This window comes from Pediococcus sp. AC40, assembly GCF_030252485.1.
Taxonomy (GTDB): Bacteria; Bacillota; Bacilli; order Lactobacillales; family Lactobacillaceae; genus Pediococcus; species Pediococcus acidilactici.
The window spans coordinates 497,349-518,480 of sequence record NZ_CP127012.1 but is presented as its reverse complement, the minus strand read 5'-3'; the positions used below and the strand labels follow the sequence as shown (position 1 = coordinate 518,480).

19 protein-coding genes are annotated in these 21,132 nt (G+C 44.8%); all 19 read right to left on the bottom strand.

Annotated elements, in window-relative coordinates:
• Positions 1 to 85: 85 nt before the first annotated feature.
• Complete coding sequence (uvrA, locus tag NL111_RS02450; protein WP_285110417.1) at positions 86 to 2,929, bottom strand: excinuclease ABC subunit UvrA; 2,844 nt, start codon at positions 2,927 to 2,929, stop codon at positions 86 to 88.
• A 12-nt stretch (positions 2,930 to 2,941) separates the two neighbouring features.
• On the bottom strand, positions 2,942 to 4,945 hold the full coding sequence (uvrB, locus tag NL111_RS02445; RefSeq protein WP_005916189.1) for an excinuclease ABC subunit UvrB: 2,004 nt from the start codon (positions 4,943 to 4,945) through the stop codon (positions 2,942 to 2,944).
• A 131-nt stretch (positions 4,946 to 5,076) separates the two neighbouring features.
• Positions 5,077 to 5,706, bottom strand: a complete 630-nt coding sequence (locus tag NL111_RS02440; RefSeq protein WP_002829927.1) for an HD domain-containing protein — start codon at positions 5,704 to 5,706, stop codon at positions 5,077 to 5,079.
• 413 nt (positions 5,707 to 6,119) lie between these two features.
• Complete coding sequence (locus NL111_RS02435; protein WP_285110416.1) at positions 6,120 to 7,844, bottom strand: phospho-sugar mutase; 1,725 nt, start codon at positions 7,842 to 7,844, stop codon at positions 6,120 to 6,122.
• A gap of 245 nt (positions 7,845 to 8,089) precedes the next feature.
• On the bottom strand, positions 8,090 to 9,013 hold the full coding sequence (gene trxB, locus NL111_RS02430; RefSeq protein WP_008841833.1) for a thioredoxin-disulfide reductase: 924 nt from the start codon (positions 9,011 to 9,013) through the stop codon (positions 8,090 to 8,092).
• A 191-nt stretch (positions 9,014 to 9,204) separates the two neighbouring features.
• Positions 9,205 to 10,080 carry a UTP--glucose-1-phosphate uridylyltransferase GalU gene (gene galU / locus NL111_RS02425; RefSeq protein ID WP_002829932.1) on the bottom strand — a complete coding sequence of 292 codons (876 nt, stop codon included), beginning with the start codon at positions 10,078 to 10,080 and terminating at the stop codon, positions 9,205 to 9,207.
• 22 nt (positions 10,081 to 10,102) lie between these two features.
• The gene (locus tag NL111_RS02420; RefSeq protein WP_004166684.1) at positions 10,103 to 11,119 is read right to left on the bottom strand and encodes an NAD(P)H-dependent glycerol-3-phosphate dehydrogenase; all 1,017 of its coding nucleotides are present in this window, start codon (positions 11,117 to 11,119) and stop codon (positions 10,103 to 10,105) included.
• Positions 11,120 to 11,195: 76 nt separating this feature from the next.
• A complete protein-coding gene (lgt, locus tag NL111_RS02415) occupies positions 11,196 to 12,041 on the bottom strand; it encodes a prolipoprotein diacylglyceryl transferase (protein ID WP_002829934.1) in 846 nt (281 codons plus the stop codon).
• A 12-nt stretch (positions 12,042 to 12,053) separates the two neighbouring features.
• Positions 12,054 to 12,992: an HPr(Ser) kinase/phosphatase gene (hprK, locus tag NL111_RS02410; RefSeq protein WP_002829936.1), complete on the bottom strand. Its 939-nt coding sequence runs from the start codon at positions 12,990 to 12,992 to the stop codon at positions 12,054 to 12,056.
• Positions 12,993 to 13,007: 15 nt separating this feature from the next.
• Complete coding sequence (locus tag NL111_RS02405) at positions 13,008 to 13,367, bottom strand: phage holin family protein (RefSeq protein ID WP_002829937.1); 360 nt, start codon at positions 13,365 to 13,367, stop codon at positions 13,008 to 13,010.
• Positions 13,368 to 13,385: 18 nt separating this feature from the next.
• Positions 13,386 to 13,709, bottom strand: a complete 324-nt coding sequence (locus NL111_RS02400; protein ID WP_230457010.1) for a PspC domain-containing protein — start codon at positions 13,707 to 13,709, stop codon at positions 13,386 to 13,388.
• A gap of 190 nt (positions 13,710 to 13,899) precedes the next feature.
• Complete coding sequence (gene phoU, locus NL111_RS02395) at positions 13,900 to 14,562, bottom strand: phosphate signaling complex protein PhoU (protein WP_002829939.1); 663 nt, start codon at positions 14,560 to 14,562, stop codon at positions 13,900 to 13,902.
• Between the two features lie 12 nt (positions 14,563 to 14,574).
• Positions 14,575 to 15,333 (bottom strand): phosphate ABC transporter ATP-binding protein PstB, encoded by a 759-nt coding sequence (pstB, locus tag NL111_RS02390; RefSeq protein WP_004166687.1) that lies wholly within the window; start codon positions 15,331 to 15,333, stop codon positions 14,575 to 14,577.
• Positions 15,334 to 15,345: 12 nt separating this feature from the next.
• Complete coding sequence (gene pstB / locus NL111_RS02385; protein ID WP_002831118.1) at positions 15,346 to 16,143, bottom strand: phosphate ABC transporter ATP-binding protein PstB; 798 nt, start codon at positions 16,141 to 16,143, stop codon at positions 15,346 to 15,348.
• Positions 16,144 to 16,156: 13 nt separating this feature from the next.
• Complete coding sequence (gene pstA / locus NL111_RS02380; RefSeq protein ID WP_002831117.1) at positions 16,157 to 17,044, bottom strand: phosphate ABC transporter permease PstA; 888 nt, start codon at positions 17,042 to 17,044, stop codon at positions 16,157 to 16,159.
• Entirely contained in the window at positions 17,041 to 17,952 is a 912-nt protein-coding gene (gene pstC / locus NL111_RS02375; protein WP_058121037.1) for a phosphate ABC transporter permease subunit PstC, read from the bottom strand. The genes pstA and pstC overlap by 4 nt, the downstream gene beginning before the upstream one ends.
• The gene (locus NL111_RS02370; protein ID WP_002829945.1) at positions 17,948 to 18,829 is read right to left on the bottom strand and encodes a phosphate ABC transporter substrate-binding protein PstS family protein; all 882 of its coding nucleotides are present in this window, start codon (positions 18,827 to 18,829) and stop codon (positions 17,948 to 17,950) included. The genes pstC and NL111_RS02370 overlap by 5 nt, the downstream gene beginning before the upstream one ends.
• A gap of 227 nt (positions 18,830 to 19,056) precedes the next feature.
• Positions 19,057 to 20,445: a sensor histidine kinase gene (locus NL111_RS02365; RefSeq protein WP_002829946.1), complete on the bottom strand. Its 1,389-nt coding sequence runs from the start codon at positions 20,443 to 20,445 to the stop codon at positions 19,057 to 19,059.
• Positions 20,417 to 21,121, bottom strand: a complete 705-nt coding sequence (locus tag NL111_RS02360) for a response regulator transcription factor (RefSeq protein WP_128688330.1) — start codon at positions 21,119 to 21,121, stop codon at positions 20,417 to 20,419. The genes NL111_RS02365 and NL111_RS02360 overlap by 29 nt, the downstream gene beginning before the upstream one ends.
• Positions 21,122 to 21,132 lie beyond the last annotated feature (11 nt).

Genomic DNA, 21,132 nt, shown 5'->3' with positions numbered 1-21,132 from the left:
ATCGCCAAAAATCCCCGCGGTACTACTAAAAAAGCGGAAATCTAACCAATCTAATGGTCTAATTTCCGCTTAAGATTTGATAAAATTACTTTTTCTGTAGCTTGCGATCTCGTTCTAAAACAGGTTTCAAATATTGACCCGTATAGCTTTCGGCCACTTCCGCAATTTCTTCGGGGGTTCCGGTAGCCACGATTTGTCCGCCACCGTCGCCGCCTTCTGGTCCTAAATCAATTAGGTGATCTGCTGTTTTAATAACGTCTAAATTATGTTCAATTACCAAAACAGTGTTGCCATTATCCACTAGGCGTTGTAAAACATCTAACAACCGCTTAATGTCATTAGTATGCAACCCGGTAGTTGGTTCGTCTAAAATATAAAAGTTTTTTCCGTTAGCTTTTTTATGCAATTCAGCAGCTAACTTCATCCGTTGCGCTTCGCCTCCGGATAGGGTAGTTGCGGATTGCCCTAAATGCACGTATCCTAACCCAACGTCAATGATGGTTTGAAGCTTGCGGGCAATTTTAGGAATTGGCGCAAAGAACTTAGCAGCTTCTTCAACGGTCATATCCAAAACTTCCGCGATGTTCTTCCCCTTATACTTAACTTCTAAAGTTTCAGAATTGTACCGGGTGCCATGACACACTTCACAAGGAACGTAAACGTCCGGTAGGAAGTTCATTTCAATCTTCAGAATTCCGTCACCCTTACATGCTTCACAACGACCGCCCTTTACGTTAAAGCTAAAGCGGCCCTTTGTGTATCCACGTAGCTTAGCTTCGTTAGTTTGCGCAAACAGTCCGCGAATATCATCAAACACGCTCGTGTAAGTTGCCGGATTACTCCGGGGGGTTCGTCCAATTGGGGTTTGGTCAATGTTAATAACCTTTTCAATGTTCTTGATTCCGCTAACCGACTTATACTTACCAGGCTTTTCCGAATTCCGGTTAAGCTTTTGTGCCAAAACTCGTTTCAACACCATGTTTACCAGGGTAGACTTGCCAGATCCCGAAACCCCGGTAACGGCAATAAACTTTCCTAATGGGAACTTCACGTCAATGTTTTTCAAGTTGTTTTCTTGAACGCCCTTTAGTTGAATTGCCAAGCCGTTGCCATCCCGCCGTTCAGTAGGAACCGGAATCGACTTCTTACCAGCTAAATATTGTCCGGTAAGCGATTTACGACTGCGTTCAACCTGTTTGGGAGTCCCCGCGGCCATTACTTCGCCACCATTTTCTCCTGCGCCTGGACCAATATCAATCAAATAGTCTGCTGCCCGCATGGTATCCTCGTCATGTTCTACGACAATCAAGGTGTTGCCGAGATCACGCATCTTTTTCAAGGAACTAATCAAGCGATCGTTATCCCGTTGATGCAACCCAATCGAAGGTTCATCCAGGATATATAGTACTCCAGATAAGTTCGAACCAATTTGGGTAGCTAACCGAATCCGTTGCGCTTCGCCTCCGGAGAGGGTCCGTGCCGACCGACTTAAGGTCAGGTATTCCAACCCCACGTTCCGTAAGAAGTTCAACCGGTCCCGGATTTCCTTCAAAATTGGCGTTGCAATGACGGTGTCTTGTTCCGAAAAATTAAGTTTTTCAAAAAAGGCCGTACAACGATCGATCGGTAATTCAGAAACCTCACCAATGTGTTGACCAGCAATCTTAACCGCCCGCGCCTTCCGATTAAGGCGATAACCGTGACAAGTTTGACAAGTTAACTCCCGCATGTATAACCGCATTTGGTCACGCGTGAAGTCACTGTTAGTTTCTTGATAACGGCGGTTGACATTATTAATGACCCCTTCAAATTCGGTATCGACATCCCGCACTCCTCCAAAGTCATTTTCGTAATGAAAATGGAATTGCTTTCCCTTGGATCCGTATAAAATTAGTTGCCGTGCATCCTTCGGTAGGTCCTTGAACGGCGTGTCCATATCGATGCCAAAACTTTCCGCCGCCTGTTCCAGTAATTTTGGATAATACTGGGAGCTAATTGGATTCCAAGGAGCCAACGCCCCTTCCCGCAACGTTTTATCCTGATCAGGAACTACTAAGTCCATATCAACTTCCAGTTTAACCCCGAGCCCGTCACAATCTGGGCAGGCACCAAACGGAGCGTTAAATGAAAACAACCGGGGTTCCAACTCTCCCACCGTAAATCCACAAATTGGGCAAGCATAGTGTTCTGAAAATAGAATGGGGTCTCCGCCAATCACATCGGCGGTCGCGTATCCTTTACTTAATCGTAAAGCCGCTTCAAATGAGTCAAAGAGTCGGGAATGAATCCCCTCCTTAACCACAATGCGGTCAATGACAACGTCGATGGAATGGGCCTTGCTCTTTTCTAATTCCGGAACTTCTTCAACATCCATGGTTTCACCATCAACCCGAACCCGCACAAAACCTTCCCGCTTAATGCTGGCAAACACCTTTTTATGTTGCCCTTTTTTAGCGCGCACGATTGGGGAGATAATTTGTACTTTAGTTCGTTCGGGAAGTTCCATAACCCGATCCACCATTTGTTCAACCGTTTGGCTAGTAATGATCGTTCCATCGTTTGGACAGACGGGAGTTCCCACCCGCGCCCAGAGTAAGCGCAGGTAATCGTTAATTTCCGTAACGGTTCCCACCGTGGACCGGGGGTTCTTCGAAGTAGTTTTTTGGTCAATTGAAATTGCTGGGCTCAACCCGTCAATCGAATCTACGTCGGGTTTGTCCATCTGGCCTAAAAATTGCCGAGCGTATGCCGATAAACTTTCCACGTAACGACGTTGCCCCTCCGCGTATAGCGTATCGAAAGCAAGCGAACTTTTCCCTGAACCAGATAAACCAGTTACCACCACTAATTTATTTTTTGGAATGGTAACGTCAATATTTTTTAAGTTATGTGCTCGCGCACCGTGAATGATAATCTTATCATTTACCAAACGGAATTCCTCCTAATCAATCTGGGCTTTTAATTCCAATACCGTATCACGCAGATTAGCAGCCCTTTCGAAATCAAGTTCTTTAGCTGCCGCGCGCATTTGGTCTTCCAGACTTTCAATCATTTCTTTTTGGTCTTTACGATCCATATCCGCGAAGTCCACATCCAAAAAGTCGTCCTTTTCACCAGCGTCTTCCGTCTCCGTGGTAGCTGAGATTAGCGAACGGATATCTTTCTTAATCGTGTGCGGGGTAATCCCGTGTTCCTTATTGTATGCTTCCTGAATCGAGCGTCGCCGCGCGGTTTCGTCGATGGTTTCCTTCATGGATTGGGTAACGTGGTCGGCATACATAATTACGTGTCCGTGTTCGTTACGCGCCGCCCGTCCAGCCACCTGAATCATGGAACGGGTGTTACGTAAGAAGCCTTCCTTATCGGCATCTAAAATTGCCACCAGCGAAACTTCCGGAACGTCAATTCCTTCCCTAAGCAGGTTAATTCCGACCAAGACGTCGTACTTGCCCAGTCGTAAATCACGAATAATGCGAGTTCGCTCCAGCGTCTTTACGTCACTATGCAGGTAGGCCACTTTAATCCCCATATCTTTTAGATAATCGGTTAAGTCTTCGGCCATCTTCTTCGTCAAGGTAGTTACAAAGACCCGTTCGTCTTTTTCTACCCGTTGGTTAATTTCGCCAAGCAAATCATCCATTTGGCCCATAATTGGCCGCACTTCAATAGTCGGATCCAATAATCCCGTTGGCCGAATGATTTGTTGTACCACGTGGTCCGTCCTAGCAGTCTCGTAGTCCCCGGGAGTTGCGGACATGTAAACCACTTGATGAACGTGTTTTTCAAACTCCTCAAGCTTCAACGGCCGGTTATCTAATGCACTTGGTAACCGGAACCCGTAGTCAATTAATTGTTGCTTCCGGGCCCGGTCCCCGTTATACATCCCGCGAACTTGCGGCATGGTAACGTGGGATTCGTCAACTACCAGTAGGAAATCGTCTGGAAAGAAGTCCAGCAGCGTGTACGGCGGTTCGCCGGGTTTGCGCCCGTCCATGTGCCGGGAATAGTTTTCAATTCCGTTGGTATAACCCATTTCTCGCAACATTTCGATATCGTAAGTGGTCCGTTGCTTCAGTCGTTGGGCTTCCAATAACTTACCCTGGCCTTCTAACTCTGCAAGCCGGTCCTTTAATTCCGCTTCAATTCCTTCGATAGCGTGTTCCATCCGGTCTTCGTTAGTCATAAAGTGGGTTGCCGGGAAAATGGTGATGTGATCGCGGTCACCAATAATTTCTCCAGTTAAAGCGTCCATCTCACGCATCCGGTCAATCTCATCGCCAAAGAATTCCACCCGGATCGAGTGGGCTTCGTTAGCGGCCGGGAAGATTTCCACCACGTCGCCGTGCACTCGGAAACGCCCCCGTTGAAAATCAATGTCATTTCTTTCATATTGAATGTCGACTAATTCTCGGAGTAATTGATTACGGTCAATCTCTTGCCCCACGCGTAGTGATAAGGCTTGGTCGCGATATTCGCGCGGGTCCCCTAAACCAAAGATACTCGAAACTGAGGCCACCACAATCACGTCGTTCCGTTCCAATAGCGAGCTCGTCGCCGAATGCCGCAGCTCATCGATTTCGTCGTTAATGGACGAATCTTTTTCAATATAAGTGTCACTAGAAGGCACGTATGCTTCGGGTTGGTAATAGTCGTAATAACTAACAAAATACTCAACTGCGTTATTTGGGAAAAATTGTTTGAATTCACCATACAATTGTCCAGCGAGCGTCTTGTTATGTGATAAAATCAGCGTCGGCTTGTTGACCTGCTGAATTACGTTTGAAATGGTAAAAGTCTTTCCAGTTCCGGTCGCACCCAAAAGAATCTGTTCTTTTTCACCCTTCTGGATCCCATCAACTAGTTGTTTAATCGCCGTCGGTTGGTCTCCGGTAGGCTGGTACTTAGAAACTAGTTCGAACTGCCGATTTTCCTCGCGTTCAATCATTATTTTTCCCCCATTCACACAAAAAAACTGAGATGAACCCCGTTAGGTTCTGGCTCTCAGCCATTTGATTATTAACGTTTGAGTTACTGCCACTATTCTATCACACCGAACATACTTTCGCTATTTTTTTGCTATTGAATAATTGTGCGACTAATTTTTTCTAATTTTAGTTGGTCCGTAAACTCTTCATTTAACAATTCGGGTAAAACTTTTTCGAGGAAGTATTGCACACTCGGCATGTCCTTATATTTAACAATCGTGGTTAAGCTTTCCTTATAAATGTCGGTATAAACGTCTTCCGGATTTCCCTTTTGGATTTCACCAAACGATTCGTAAAGCAAGTCAATCTTATCCGCCACCGCTAAAATTTGGCCTTCGATCGTGTCATCCTTGCCCTCTGACAAACGCCGTTCGTAAGCAGCTTGGAATTCAGCAGGAATTTCATTTTTAATGAAGTTATCCTTCATTGAATCTTCTACATTCGCCAGCATCTTCCGCAAGTCGGCCGTGGCATACTTAACCGGCGTCTTGATGTCGCCGATAAAGCGTTCGTTATAGTCGTGATTAAGGGATTTTTCATAAAGTAAACGCCAATTAATTTGGTTTCCCGCATGTTCTTCCACGTCGCCTAAAAATTGAGCAATTTCCGCCACTTTGAAGGAATGTTCCGCGACCGAGTGCTTTTGGTACTTAAAAAAGCCCGGTGCCCGATAGATCGTTTCTAAATTGCTTAAACTTTTAAAAAATTGATGCATCCCCATAAAAAATTCCCCCTAAATAAATTTAAATTGTTAACATACTATCACAAATAAACTGGAATGTGAAAGTTTTCCGCCGAGGAACAAACTTGGCTTAGCACCCCTTTTAAAACAGCTGGAAACTAAAAAAGATCCGGCCGTTAGCCGAATCTTTGCTTATTATTATTAAATTGATGGATAAGTTTAAACGTGCTCCGGTACCCAGCTTTCTCCGGTTAACCAAATTTTAGGTTCGATCGCTCAAACCGCGATCAAACCTAACATCTAGTTAAACTTGCGCTTCACTGTTATATAGCCGAAACGTGCTCCGGTACCCAGTTTTCTCCGGTTAACCAAATATCGGGACCAATCGCTCAAACCGCGATTAGTCCCGATATTCAGTTAATCCTCAAAATCTACCCGGGTCCCTGCGCACTCTAGTTTATCAACCCATCAGTTGCCTTTTCATAGTTTTCGATCTTCTTCAAGGTTACTTCTTCACTTTCGCCTACCGCTCCGATATAGAACTTAATCTTTGGTTCCGTTCCGGATGGGCGGATCGCAATCCATGAGCCATCTGCCAACTTAAACTTCAAAACGTCCGCCTTTGGCAATTCGATTGGCGAAGTTTCGCCATTATCTGCGTACTTAGTTTGACTTAAGAAGTCTTGGGTTTCAACCACCGCAACGTCGTCAAAATGGTCTGGGCGTTCTTCACGAACCTTTTCCATGATTGCTGCCATCTTCGCTTTACCATCCACACCAGGGAAATCTTTTGAAATGGTTTTTTCTTCATGGTAGCCATACGTTGTGAAGAGGTTTTGCACCCCATCATAAAGGGTTTGACCCTTACTCCGGTAATAAGCGGCAATTTCCGCCAATAGTACAATCCCTTGAATGGCATCCTTATCCCGAACAAATGGCCGAACAAGGTAGCCGTAACTTTCTTCAAAGCCAAACATAAAGGTGTGTTCGTTGGTTTCTTCATAATGTTTGATTTGATCGGCAATGTACTTAAATCCGGTCAAAACGTCAATCATTTCTACACCATGAGCTTCCGCAATCCGGGTTGCTAATTCACTAGAAACGATTGATTTTACGGCTGCAGCGTTCTTTGGTAAGTCTCCAGCTTCATCGTGGGCGGTTAAAATGTATTCTAACATTACCGCCGCAATTTGGTTTCCGGTCAATAGCTTGTAATCGCCATTTGGTAAACGAACGGCCGCACCTAGCCGATCCGCGTCAGGATCCGTCGCGATCAAGAGGTCTGCTTGCTGCTTTTTACCTAACTCAATCGCCAAATCAAAAGTTTGGGCAAATTCCGGATTGGGGAATGGTGTTGTGCCAAACTCAGGATCCGCAATGGCTTGCTTTGGTACCATCGTGTAATCTTTGAAACCGGCATTTTCAAGGGCACGGCCGCCGACTACCTTTCCAGTTCCGTGAAGTGGCGAATAGATCAACTTCATATCTGCGCCATATTTTTTAATAAGGTCGTGGTTGATGGAAACCGTCTTTACTTGTGCAAGATATTTCTGGTCAATGTCTTCGCCGATTAAGGTCATTAAGCCCTTTTCACGGAGTTGGCCTTGCGTCAAAGCTTTTACGTCAAAAATATCGGTGACCTTCCGAATGTATTCAGTAATCCGGTCCGATTCCATTGGTGGCATTTGTCCGCCATCCGGACCGTAAATTTTATACCCGTTATATTGTTTAGGGTTGTGGCTAGCCGTAATCATAATACCAGCGTAGGTATCGAGTTCACGAACCGTAAAAGAAAGTTCGGGAGTAGGCCGCATACTATCAAACACGAACGTTGGAATGTTGTGGTTGCCTAAAACACCCGCAGCTTCTAAAGCAAATTCTTGCGAATGGTAACGGGAGTCAAAACTAATTGCTACTCCCCGTTGCTTGTCTTCGGGAGTTAGTGTGTCCATGAAGTTAGCTAAACCTTCCGTTGCCTGACGAACCGTGTAAATGTTCATCCGGTTGATTCCCGGACCCATTACTCCCCGCATTCCTGCAGTTCCAAATTCCATCGGTGCATAAAAAGCTTCTTTTAGCGCTTGTGGATCCTTTGCTAATTCTTTTAATTCTTGTTTTAAGTTAAAATCTAAATCGGCAAAATCTTGCCATTCTTTAACTGAATCTTCCCAGTTCATTAAAAAATTCCTCCTCGGTGTGAGTAACTTAATTTTTATTATACAATACGATTAGTCACTCAGAAAGCGTTTTACCCAAAAATCACACTCTGCCATTACCTATAATTATAAAGTACAGCTAATCCATAAAAAAGTTTTTAATTATTAAACCACTCCAGTTCACCAAAAAAGCCTCCAGAAACCAAGGTCTTCCCTGGCTTCTGGAGGCTTCATAATTTTCTTAAATGGTTAATGACTTCACACTTTTAGGATAACGATTGAATGTACTCGTAAGCTTGTTGTCCCGCCGTGCCGCCTTCTCCAACTGCCGTAGCAACCTGGCGAAGGTTTTTCTTCCGTACGTCACCGACTGCAAAAATTCCCGGAACCTTGGTGTGCATTAGGTTGTCGGTTGGAATCCAGCCGTTTTCATCTAAAATGCCCAAGTCCTTAAACGGAGCGGTCATTGGCTTTACCCCAACGTAGATAAATACTCCCGCAGCTTCAATAAAAGAATCTTCGCCAGTTTGGTTATTTTTAACCTTTACGCCGGTAACTTTATCATCGCCCACAATCTCGGTTACGTTGCTGTTCCAAATAAATTCCATCTTGGGGTTAGCAAACGCCCGGTCTTGGCTGATTTTTTGTGCCCGAAGTTGGTCCCGCCGGTGAATAACAGTAACTTTCGATGCCAATTGAGTCAGGTAAATACCTTCTTCAATCGCTGAGTCACCACCGCCGACCACGATTAAGTGCATTCCCTTAAAGAAAGCACCATCACATACCGCACAGTAGGAAACTCCCCGGCCACTAAAGTCTTCTTCACCAGGCACGCCCAGCTTCTTGTATTCTGAGCCGGTCCCAATGATGATGGCCTTGCCGATAAATTCTTCACCCATATCGGTCTTCACTAACTTAGTGGCTCCATCGTCACGAATTGATTCGACGCTTCCGTAAGCGTACTCTGCGCCAAACTGAGTGGAGCTTTCATACATTTCTTTTGCTAAATCTGGTCCCAGGATGGACTTAAATCCCGGATAATTTTCGATGGCTGCCGTATTATTCATCTGACCGCCATAAATTCCGCGATCAAGCATCAGCACCGACAAATTAGCACGCGATGCATACAAAGCCGCAGTCATTCCAGCCGGTCCCGCACCGATTACTATCACATCATATTGCTTTGCCATAATAATCCTCCATATCTGATAATGAATCCACTATACACTTACTTTTAATAACTGTCCATGATTCTGTATTATAATCACTAATTTAAAAATTGCATTTTTAATACTTAGCAAGTTACCAAGTAACTTAGAAAATAAATAAGGGAGCCCGGGACCAAAAGTCCGAGTCTCCCTTAAATAGCTATCGTTAATTTTTATTTGAGCGTTTTAGCCAATTCCTTGATGTAGGCCTTAAGTTCATCCTTCGTTTCTGGATGCTTCAAACCATATTCAATGTTGGTCTTTAAGAAACCAAATTTGTTACCCACGTCGTAACGGTCACCGTTAAATACTTTCGCAAACACCCGTTGCTTCTTGTTTAACGTATCGATTGCGTCGGTTAATTGGATTTCGTTACCTTCACCAGGTTTTTGGTTTTCGAGAATGTTAAAGATTTCTGGAGTAAGTACGTAACGACCAATGATCGCTAAGTTACTTGGTGCTTCATCAACTGCGGGTTTTTCCACAAACTTAGAAACGTTGTACAAGCCTTTTTCCACTTCTTCAGATGGATCAATAACCCCGTACTTCGAAACTTCTTCGTGAGGAACCGGTAAAACAGCTAATGTAGAAGCACCAGTATCTTCGAACGAATCAACCAGTTGCTTAGTTAGGGGAACCTTGTCTTCCATCAAATCGTCACCTAACATAACGACAAATGGTTCGTTACCAACGAATGTCTTCGCAGTTAAAACCGCGTCCCCTAAACCACGGGGATGACTTTGTCGCTTGAAGTACATGTTCAGACCGGTGGTTTCTTCAACCATCTTCAACATTTGCTTCTTGCCCTTTGCCTTTAAGTTAGCTTCCAATTCAGGAACCGCGTCAAAATGGTCTTCAATTGCCCGCTTACCTTTTCCGGTAATGATCAAAATATCTTCGATTCCAGACTTCCGTGCTTCTTCGACGATGTATTGAATCGTAGGCTTGTCCACGATTGGTAACATTTCCTTAGGCGAAGCCTTAGTTACTGGTAAGAATCGGGTTCCTAATCCCGCTGCTGGTATGATTGCTTTACGTACTTTTGTCATAAAAACTCAAACCTCCAAATATTTACTCTAATTCTGATTTTCCATCCCGGTGCATAAGGTCATCAATGACTTCTTTAACACCTTTATCATTATACAACACATCGTAGATGGCTTCAGTAATTGGCATCTCAATATGTTTTTGTTGGGCTAATTCGTAAGCTGCCTTGGTAGAAGGAATCCCTTCGATGACCATCCCCATCGTATCGATAACTTCTTGCAGCTGCATCCCTTGGCCAAGTTCGTTACCAGCCCGCCAGTTTCGAGAATGAACACTAGTAGCCGTAACAATTAAATCACCAACCCCGGATAAACCAATAAAGGTCAGTGGTTTGGCGCCAAAGGCAACTCCTAAACGAGATATTTCAGCTAATCCCCGGGTAATGAGGGCTGCTTTAGCATCGTCCCCGTATCCCAGGCCGTGTAAAGCACCGGCGCCAATCGCAATGACGTTCTTCAACGCCGCTCCCATCTCTACGCCGATGATGTCGTCATTGGTGTAAACGCGGAAATAGTGGTTCATAAATAATTTTTGGACCATTTCAGCACTTGCTAAATCCGTGCTTGCCGCCGTTACCAACGTCAAGTCTTGTTTAGCAACTTCTTCAGCATGACTTGGGCCAGACAAGACCACGATTGCCTTCCGGTACTGGCTTGGAATTTCTTCTTCCAATACTTCAGAAAGACGTTTGTGCGTTCCTAACTCAAGTCCCTTACTTGCATGAATAATCACTGGTTGTTGCTTTGTTTTTTCTAAAACGGCAACCATTTGTTGAGCAACTAAGCGCATTACCTTAGTAGGAACAACGAATAACACCGCGTCAACGTCTTTCAACGCAAATTCTAGATCCGTCGTTGCTACTAAACGTTCATCATATTTGAAACCTGGCACGTAATGCTCGTTAGTGTGTTGGTCGTTAAGCTCTTGAGCTTGCGCCTCCATGTTTGTCCAAGCAACTACATCATTGCCATTTTGAACCAACATGTTTGCTAAAATACTGCCCCATGAACCGGCTCCTAACACTGCAACTTTTTTTGCCATTATTAATCCCCTTACAATCTATAAAATATAATTATTTAAAAATATGTACCCTCTCATTATCATATATAAAGGTACTTTACTCAAGGTCTTTTGGTGCGAACTGGTTTCCATCCAGGTAGTCGGGAACCGGATTTTGGACCCGTGTCCGGCGCCAAATCAACAGGCCAATCGCGCCCATAAATAACACTACCGACAACCATTGGGAGACCCGAATCCCCAATAACATAAGGCTATCCGTTCGCATTCCTTCCACGAAGAACCGGCCGAAAGAATACCAAATCACGTAGCTCAAAAAGATTTCACCTTGTTTAAAAAGTTTCGGTACGTGACGTAAACTCATTAACACAATAAAGCCTAAAATGTCCCATACGGATTCATACAGGAAGGTTGGTTGGCGAAACGCACCGTTGATCCACATCTGCTGAATAATAAAATGCGGCAGGTGTAAACTTTGCAGAAAAGCTAAGCTAGTTACCCGCCCAAAGGCTTCCTGATTCATAAAGTTACCCCACCGGCCAATTCCTTGAGCCATGATCAGCACCGGAGCAATGATATCCAACATCAACCAAACCGGAATCCAGTAGTATCGACAAAATAGGTAAACCACGATTCCTGCACCAATCAACGCACCGTATATCGCAATTCCACCGTCCCAAACCCGAATGATTTCGGAAAGGTGGTTTTGGTAGTAACCCCATTCAAAAATCACGTAGTAGGCGCGAGCACTAATAATGGCCACCGGCAGCGACCATAAAATCAAATCATAGATGCGATCGGGATCCACGCGCCGGCGTCGCGCTTCCCGAACCGCTAGAATGGTTGCCAGGACCACGGCAGAGGCAATGATAATTCCGTACCAGTGCACCTGGAGGCTCCCCCACGAAAATGCAATCGGATTTAAAGCTCCGACACTTAAATTCACTAAATCCACTTCCTATGCTTGTGAGTTATCTTTAATCAACGCGTTAAGGTTTTGGTCGAAAACCTTCGTAGCGTCGTAACCCATATTTTTAGCCCTAAAGTTCATTGCGGCGGCTTCGATGATGTCCCCGAGGTTCCGTCCAACACGAACCGGAATTGTAATTTTGGGGATGTCTAAATCAAAGAAATGCCGGGTTTGTTCACCATTACCGAGCCGATCAAAATGGGTTTCCTTATCCCAATTTTGTAAGTGGACGATTAGGTTAATATCGGTACTGTTCTTAACCGAACTAGCCCCGAATAAATTCATCACGTCGATAATTCCGACTCCCCGGATCTCTAACAAATGCCGGAGAATTTGGGGAGCTTCCCCAATTAAGGTCTGTTCATCTTGTTGGTAAATATCGACTCGGTCATCTGCAATCAGCCGGTGCCCGCGTTTAATAAGGTCTAGAGCAGTTTCACTCTTCCCGATTCCGGAATCACCGGTGATCAGCACCCCTAGTCCGTAAATTTCCACAAGTTCACCGTGAACCGAATCCCGTTCAGCTAAACGGTCTTCTAGGTAGTTAGTCATGTTACTTAACAACCGGGAAGTCGGGAGGGTCGACGTTAAAATCGGCACTCCGTTATCCTTTGCCGCCTTAATTAACTCCTTAGGCACCGGAAGTCCCCGTGAAATTACGAAGGCGGGCGTTTGCTTATCTGCCATTTGGCTGTAGACGACCGTACGATCCGCGCTCGTCATGCTATCCTTTGCGTACGAAATTTCGGTTTGACCAAACAACTGAATTCGCTCGCGGGGGTAAAATTTAAAGTAATTGGTTAATTCTAATCCCGGCCGGGAAATGTCACTAACCGTAACCTGCTTTTTATCTAACAGGTCTTCCCCATAAAATACGTCGAGCCTAATTTTTTTAACTAATTCTGTAATTGAAACACTATCGGCCATTACGATGGGCCTCCTTTAATAACGATTGGAAAAATGATTCGAAATAATCATGTTACAAATCGACAAAATCACCGAGATCAACATCGTCATCCCGAATGACGAAAAATAGAAGTTAGCGGGACCAACCAGCGCCGACGTGAACGTCAGCATTAACGCGTTAATCACGATGCTGAAAAATCCTAAGGTCAATAACGTGATTGGTAGCGAAATAATTTGTAAAACTGGTCGCACGCTAGCATTTAAAATCGCCAAGACGAGGCTCGCCGCTAACGCAATCCAAATGTTAGAAACGTAGAAATTTCCGCTATTTTGGAAAAATCCCGTTAAAGCGACAAATAAAATTCCATTCACTAATACTCGTTGCCAAAAGCGCATTTGCATTCTCCTAATCTTTTATTCATCGACGTCGTGTACTTCGGCGTCCTTAATTTCTTTTCTTTGCCGTGATTGCTTTTGTCCGGGAGCTTTTCCCGAAAAACCAGTCCAGTTGGCAAATTGCTGAAAGAATCCCGTATTTTGACTTGGCATGTACCAAGCTAAAATAAAATATGGAATCAACAACAACCCGTGTGATAGTAAAATTAGTACTAACGCAATGATTCGGGTAAGGGACTTATCCCAGCCAAAATGTTCTGCAATGCCACCGCATACTCCAGCAACAAAACGGTCGTTAGACTTTGTAAACTTTGATTTGAAACCTGATTTCAAACATTTCACCTCTAAGCTTTTTAATTATCTGTAATTTTACAGCTTTTCACTTTCGATTAGCAAACTTTATCCCCATAAAAAGTACGGGTATTACCAAAATTTTAAATTAATCCCCTAAAAGACAGCACACCTTGCGCTATTTTCCATAATAAAAATAAACGGGTGGAAATTCCTAGCGCAAAATTCCCCCCGTTTATTTTTAGTTGTCTCCGGATAACTCCGTAATCTTTCCAGTCTGGTTGTACATGATCCACTCCACCACGTTAATTACGTGGTCGCCAATCCGTTCCAAATAGCTAGCAACCATTAAATATCCAGTTCCTCCAGTAACCACTTTGGCATCGTTTTTCATTTTACTGGCAATGCTTTGTCGAATTTTTTTAAAACTGGTTTCGATTTGGTGGTTGGCATCGATAATTTCTTTTGCAAGCCGGCCGTCATCCTTGACGTAAGCGTCAATCGTTGCGTCGAGCATTCCCCGAATCAAATGAGTCATTTCAGCAATTTCTGCTTCAATTATCGCATCCCGCTGGTGCCCCTTAATTCGAATCGTTTCCTTGGCAATCCCCACCGCGTGGTCACCGATCCGTTCCAGTTCCGAACTCGCCTTTAAAACTACGATCACCTGTCGAAAATCATTAGCCACTGGTTGTTGCAGCGCCATCAAATTAATTGCCTGATCTTCTAACCGCACTTCGGCAACGTTGACCTTTTCATCATGTTCGATCACGGACTGAGCTAGCTCACGATCGTGGTCAATAAAAGATTTGGTTGCCTGATAAATTTGTTCCCCCACGTCCAGTCCCATTTCCGTGAACCGTTCTAATAGCCGTTTAAGCTCTTCTTTAAAAATTCCTTGCATACCAATTCCCCCTTAACCAAATTTACCATTCAAGTAATCACTCGTTGCCGTCTGATCCGGATTTAAAAATAGTTTAGCAGTTGGCCCCGCTTCTATTAACTGACCATTTAAAAAGAACGCCGTCTGATCCGAAATTCGAGAGGCCTGTTGCATATTGTGAGTCACTACCGCTAATGTGTAATTCTCTTTCAAAGCCACCAAACTTTCTTCCACCTTCCCCGCCGAGATCGGGTCTAGCGCACTAGTTGGTTCATCTAAAAGAATAATTTCCGGTTGAACCGCTAACACCCGGGCAATGCAGATCCGCTGTTGCTGCCCGCCCGAAAAAGAAAGGGCGTTGCTTTTTAAATGATCTTTAGTTTCTTGCCAAACCGCGGCCTGTTTCAGACTCGTTTCCACCCGTTCTGCTAAGACTTGGGGGTCGGTGATTCCCGCAAGGCGGAGTCCGTAGGTGACGTTGTCATAAACCGAAAACGGAAAGGGGTTGGGTTGTTGGAAAACCATGCCGACCCGCCGTCTTAAATCCGCTTCGTCAGTTTGAGCATCGTAAATGTCCTGCCCCGCAACCCGAATCGTTCCGGTCACCCGCACTTCCGGAATTAAATCGTTCATCCGGTTCAAACAACGCAAAAAGGTTGATTTACCACTACCCGAAGGTCCAATCAAAGCCGTAATTTGGTTTTGTGGCAAGTTAAGGTTAATCCCGTGTAAAGCCTCCGTTTCCCCATAAGATAAGCGCACGTCTTCTGCAGTTACCACGTTATTACTCATTACCCTTCTCCTTTAACCAAAGTTTCCTGAAATATAGTCTTCCGTCAATTTTTCACGGGGATTGGTAAAAATATTCTTGGTTGTATCAAATTCTACAATCTTCCCTAAATGCATGAACGCCGTATAATCGCTTAATCGTGACGCCTGCTCCATACTATGCGTAACGATAATGATCGTATACCGTTTTTTTAATTCCCGCAGCGTGGTTTCAATCTTAGCAGTCGACACCGGATCCAACGCACTGGCCGGCTCATCTAACAGTAGAATGTCGGGATTCATCGCCAACGCCCGGGCAATGCACAAGCGCTGTTGCTGTCCGCCCGAAAGTGCTAAGGCACTCGCATTTAGGCGGTCATGCACTTCATCCCACAGGGCAGCTTGTCGCAAACTCGTCTCGGTCACTTCGGCTAGTTGCGCGGAATCCTTTACCCCATGCTCGCGTAATGGAAAGGTGATGTTACGTTCGATTGACTTAGCAAACGGGTTGGGGCGTTGAAAAACCATCCCGATCCGGCGCCGCATTTGGTAAATATCAACGTTATTCGTATTAATATCTAACCCCCGGTACGTAATGCTACCGGTCACTCGCGCGATGCCATCGTTCATCCGGTTCAAGCTGCGTAAGTAGGTCGATTTCCCCGATCCCGAGGCACCAATTAACGCAGTAATTGAATACCGGGGAAACTGTAGCGAAGCATCAAAAAGGGCTTGCTTTTCCCCATAGAATACCTGTAAATCGTGAGTTTCCAGTGCAATTTCACGGTTAGTTGGAAACCTTAAGATTGAACTTTCATTAACGTTGGTTTGCATTGCATCCATCCCCCTATCGGCTCGCGGTAATTCGCCGGTATACCCAGTTACCTAAGCGCCGAGCGCTGAAATTAAATATTAAAATTACAATAATCAAAACTGCGGAAGCCCCTGCAGATACCTGGCTAGCATCGGGCATGATTCCCTCCGTGTTAATCTTCCAAATGTGGACGGCAAGGGTTTCTGCCGGTCGAAAAATATTCAGTGGACTAGTGCTGCTAAGCGGGTTCCAATCGGCGTAATTTAAACTTGGTGCGCTTTGTCCCGCGGTAAAAATCAGTGCAGCGGCTTCCCCGAATACCCGTCCCGCACTCAGAATTACTCCGGTTAAAATCCCGGGTAAGGCAGCTGGCAGAATCACCTTGGTAATCGTGTGCCACCGGGAAATCCCTAACGCTAATCCTGCTTCTCGTTGTAAATTAGGCACCCCTGCCAGAGCGTTTTCAATGCTGCGGGTTAACAGTGGTAAATTGAACAGCGTTAGGGCAATTGCACCTGAAAGAATGGAAAATCCTAGTTGAAACTGCACCACGAAAAGTAAGAAGCCAAACAACCCGACCACTACCGAAGGCAACGAACTCAACACTTCAATCATGATTCGCATAATTTCAGTAATTTTATTTTGGGGCGCATACTCGTTTAAATAAATTGCTGCTCCTAACGCAATCGGTAAGGATAGTATCAGGGTTAGCACCAATAAATAAAACGAGTTAAACAATTGATCCCCAATGCCGCCCCCTGCACTAAAGGCGGCCGCCGAAGATGTCAGAAATCGCCACGACACGTGTGGTAATCCGGTCGCTAAGATAAAACCTAACAACCCAATTAGGATCAAAACGACCAATCCCACCATTGCGTAAATCACCCCGGTTGCAATCCGGTCAATTCGTTTCGCCTTCATTTAAACGCCCCCTTTTTGCCAATCATCCGAATTAATAGGTTGAAAAATAGTGACATTATCAGCAGCACCAGAGCTAAGGACCACAGGGCGTTGTTTGGTAAAGTATCCAACACCGTATTCCCAATTCCGGTCGTTAAAACACTGGTCAACGTAGCCGCCGGAGTCAAAACGTCTTTTGGCAAAACCGCTGCGTTTCCGATTACCATTTGTACCGCGAGTGCTTCGCCAAAGGCACGGGCCATCCCAAAAATAATCGCCGTTAACAACCCGGGTAAGGAAGCACGCACCACTACTTTAGAAATTGTCTGCCAACGGGTTGCCCCTAACGCTAAGGAAGCTTCCCGATAGTGACGGGGAACTGCTTGTAAACTATCCACGTACATTGCGGTTACGGTTGGCAAAATCATTACCAATAACACCAGGGCGCCGGCTAAAATTCCAAAACCGGTTCCGCCAAAAATACCACGAAGGGCGGGGACCACCACCGTTAAGCCGACGAACCCGTAAACTACCGATGGAATTCCCACTAGTAACTCAATCACCGCTTGAAGAAGTCCCCGACGCCGTTTGTTTGCAATTTCCACCATGAAGATGGCCGTTGCCATTGCCAAAGGCGCTGCCAAAAGTGCCGAGCCCAGGGTTACTGCAAAAGAACCGACAATCATCGGTAATGCGCCCACTAACGGGGTCGGTTTAGCGGTCGGATTCCAGATTGTTTTGGTGAAAAAATCGCCTACACTGATTTTGTTTTCTGAAAAAGTTGCTAAGCCTTTGGAAGTGATCATGAATAAGATTGCTAGAACCACTAGCATAATTACTCCCACACAAATCCGGGCGATTAATTTGCCCAATTGATCTTGCCGCGCGGCTGGTGACTTTTGGGTTAATTCCTTTTGAATTTCATCAATCATTTTGCTCCCCCCTGATTGGAATCACTTTTCCGTTCATGGTCCGTTTCACTTGCATATCATGAATGGAAATGTATCCTAAATCACTCACTAAATTTTTTTGTACCGTCTGGGACGTCATGTACTTAAGGAAGTCGCGGGTTGCTGAGTTAGTTTTCAGCTGGGTGTACATGTGCTCGTACGACCAAATTTTCCACCGGTTAGTTTGCACGTTTTCCGCGGTGGGTTGTACTCCGTCGATTGCGATTGGCTGTAACTGCTTATTGAAGTATGAAAAGGATAGATAACTGATTGCTCCGGGAGTTGCCTGTACTACCTTTTGCACCGTTCCGTTAGCATCCTGTTCCTGAGCATTTACCGCCCCACCATGCGGTAAAACCGTCTGTTCAAACGTTTTCCGGATTCCGCTGCCTTGGGCCCGATTGATTATCACAATTTTTTCATCTGGGCCGCCCACCTGTTTCCAATTGGTGATCTTTCCCGTGAAAATTTTTTGCAGCTCGGTCATGGACAAATTCTTAATCCCCACGTCTTTATTGATTACTGGTGCAATGCCGACTACCGCCACTTGATGATCCTTTAATTGGCTAGCTCGAATTCCATCTTGTTGCCCAGCATATACATCAGAGTTTCCGATTTGTACCGCTCCTTGTTGAACTTGACCAAGTCCGGTACCCGACCCGCCTCCCTGCACAGTAATCTGTGCTTGCGGGTGATTTACCTGATAATCTGCCGCCGCTTTTTCTACCAAGGGTTGCAATGCGGTCGAACCGACAATGGTTACTTTTTGGGTGGCGTCTTTATTCTGGCAACCCGCAAGTAACCCAATTCCCAAAATTAATCCGCAACTAAGCAGCAACTTAAGCCATTTATTCATTAGCGAACCTCCCGTTTTTCCTGTTCCTTACTTACATACTTAGCTTATGAAAGCTAGGTAAAGGTTCCATATGGGTAATGTAAAGATTATGTAAAGATGTCGAAACTAACGCCAAGATTAGCTAAGTTATCCACATCCCCATGAGTAAAAACTTACTTTTGCATCGTCAAAGTCAACAAAAAAAGGCGTCGGAATTTTCCGACACCTTAATTGTGTGAATTATTATTTTAAACCCGGCGCTTAAACCGAACTACGACGGTGGTTCCACTATCGTCATCGTCCGATTCAATCCGGACGCTACCGCCCATATCCACGACGGCTTCCTTAACAATGGCTAACCCCAGGCCGGTCCCGCCCTTCACCGCATTGTTAACCCGGTAAAAGCGCTCGAAAACTCGTTCAGACTGATCTAACGGAATTCCGATTCCAGTATCACTAACTGACAATTCCCAACTATCGTGATGCGAAGCGTATTCGACCTTAATCTTTCCACCATGGCGATTGTAACTAATCGCGTTAGTAATCAAATTCTTAGTGATTTGGAAAAGGTCGTTTTCTACCACAGTTTCCATGGTCGTTTCCGGAATTTTATTTTCCACCGTCAACTGCATTTCTTGTAAATTGTTTTGTAACATGTGAAATTGCTGTTCCACGTAAGCGTACAAGTTAACTTTCTTCCAATTCTTTGGTTCATTTTTGACCTGGGACATGGTCAAAATATCGTCCGCCAGGCGCACTAATTTATCACTTTCCGACTTAATAATATTTAAAAAGTTATCCAGCGTTTCGGGATCGTCTTTGGCGCCCTCCAACAACGTTTCCGCAAATCCAGCAATTGAAGTGATTGGGGTCCGCAACTCATGAGAGGCGTTGTTAACAAAATCCTGTTCAATTCGTTTCGACCGTACGCTTTCAGTTACGTCGTAAAGCAACACGATAATTTCAAACTTGTGGTGCACTTTGGGACTGTAAACTACGTTGGTTTCAAAAATATGAGATTGCCCGCCGTCTTCCAGTTCGAGTGTTTTAGTGACACTTTGGCGACTTTGGAAAACTTGGTCAACTAAGTTCCTGAGCTCCTGATTTCGCACGTCTAACGTGTAAGGGTGCGGAATATCGAGCGCCGTGATTCCTAACCGGTTAATGGCGTAAGTATTCGCCACCTGTAACTCCCGGTGTCGATTAATTACTAATACTCCCACCGGTAAGTTATCCATAATCGCTTTTAATTCATTTTGTTGGTTGGTCAACTCGTGAATTTGGTGACGCTCGTGTTTACTAATTTCATTAACGGCCTTAGATAATTTATAAAAGGGGTCGTCTGGATCCAGGTAAATTTTAGGAACCTTATTCCCTTTAATGGTCTCTTCCAGGTTAATTCGGAACTGGTGTTGCCGCTCAATGATGTTCTTTTGGTTACTCCAAAAAACAATCACTTCAATCACGGTAATCAATAAAATTACCGCAATCATTAAGGTCATGTCGACCCGGGTGACCCGCGGGTTTTCCTTAACAATTAATTTATAAACCAGAAAGGCCATAAACGCGTTCCCAATCAAACTTGCTAGCCCAAACTGGATGGTTTTTCTAATGCCCTTCTTTTGTGAAGAACTCATAACCGAACCCCCTAATAGTTTTAATCAACCGTGGATGTTTTGGATCGTCTTCCAGCTTGTCGCGTAAATGGCTGATGTGCATATCCACAATGCGCGTCTGCCCGCCATACTCGTATCCCCAAACCTGTTCGAGGATTTGATCCCGTGATAAAACTTGGTTACTATTTTGAAACAAAAACTTTAGCAGCCGAAATTCATTTGGTGTTAAAGCCACCGGTTGCCCATTTTTTTGTACCGTTAGCCGCTTAAAGTCAATCGCAACCCCCGTAACAGGTAATTCAGGGACAATCTTCTTTAAGTCGACCACTCGGTTAGTCCGCCGCAAAATGGCCTTAATCCGTGAAATTAATTCTTGTGGGCTAAACGGTTTGGTTAAGTAATCGTCCGCCCCTAATTCTAGTCCTAAAATCTTATCCACTTCGCTAGATTTAGCCGTCAACATAATAATCGGAATTTGCTCGTTGAACTTACGGATTTGTTTCGTAGCTTCCACCCCGTCAAGCTGGGGCAGCATCAAGTCCATAATCACAAAATCGACTCTCCCGCGTTGCACTTCTTTAACGGCGTCCACCCCGTTGTCTACGCTAATCACTTGGTAATTAGCTTGTTTTAAATTGTACGTTAAGAGTGTAACGATTGCCGGTTCATCATCGACCACTAAAATTGTCATTGCCATGAAAAAATCTC

Bases quoted from the DNA above. Each gene is read 5' to 3' on its own strand.
- uvrB (WP_005916189.1), bottom strand. From the start codon at position 4,945: ATGATTGAACGCGAGGAAAATCGGCAGTTCGAACTAGTTTCTAAGTAC.
- NL111_RS02440 (WP_002829927.1), bottom strand. From the start codon at position 5,706: ATGGGGATGCATCAATTTTTTAAAAGTTTAAGCAATTTAGAAACGATC.
- NL111_RS02435 (WP_285110416.1), bottom strand. From the start codon at position 7,844: ATGAACTGGGAAGATTCAGTTAAAGAATGGCAAGATTTTGCCGATTTA.
- trxB (WP_008841833.1), bottom strand. From the start codon at position 9,013: ATGGCAAAGCAATATGATGTGATAGTAATCGGTGCGGGACCGGCTGGA.
- galU (WP_002829932.1), bottom strand. From the start codon at position 10,080: ATGACAAAAGTACGTAAAGCAATCATACCAGCAGCGGGATTAGGAACC.
- NL111_RS02420 (WP_004166684.1), bottom strand. From the start codon at position 11,119: ATGGCAAAAAAAGTTGCAGTGTTAGGAGCCGGTTCATGGGGCAGTATT.
- hprK (WP_002829936.1), bottom strand. From the start codon at position 12,992: ATGGCCGATAGTGTTTCAATTACAGAATTAGTTAAAAAAATTAGGCTC.
- NL111_RS02405 (WP_002829937.1), bottom strand. From the start codon at position 13,367: ATGCGCTTTTGGCAACGAGTATTAGTGAATGGAATTTTATTTGTCGCT.
- phoU (WP_002829939.1), bottom strand. From the start codon at position 14,562: ATGCAAGGAATTTTTAAAGAAGAGCTTAAACGGCTATTAGAACGGTTC.
- pstB (WP_004166687.1), bottom strand. From the start codon at position 15,333: ATGAGTAATAACGTGGTAACTGCAGAAGACGTGCGCTTATCTTATGGG.
- pstB (WP_002831118.1), bottom strand. From the start codon at position 16,143: ATGCAAACCAACGTTAATGAAAGTTCAATCTTAAGGTTTCCAACTAAC.
- pstA (WP_002831117.1), bottom strand. From the start codon at position 17,044: ATGAAGGCGAAACGAATTGACCGGATTGCAACCGGGGTGATTTACGCA.
- NL111_RS02370 (WP_002829945.1), bottom strand. From the start codon at position 18,829: ATGAATAAATGGCTTAAGTTGCTGCTTAGTTGCGGATTAATTTTGGGA.
- NL111_RS02365 (WP_002829946.1), bottom strand. From the start codon at position 20,445: ATGAGTTCTTCACAAAAGAAGGGCATTAGAAAAACCATCCAGTTTGGG.
- NL111_RS02360 (WP_128688330.1), bottom strand. From the start codon at position 21,121: ATGGCAATGACAATTTTAGTGGTCGATGATGAACCGGCAATCGTTACA.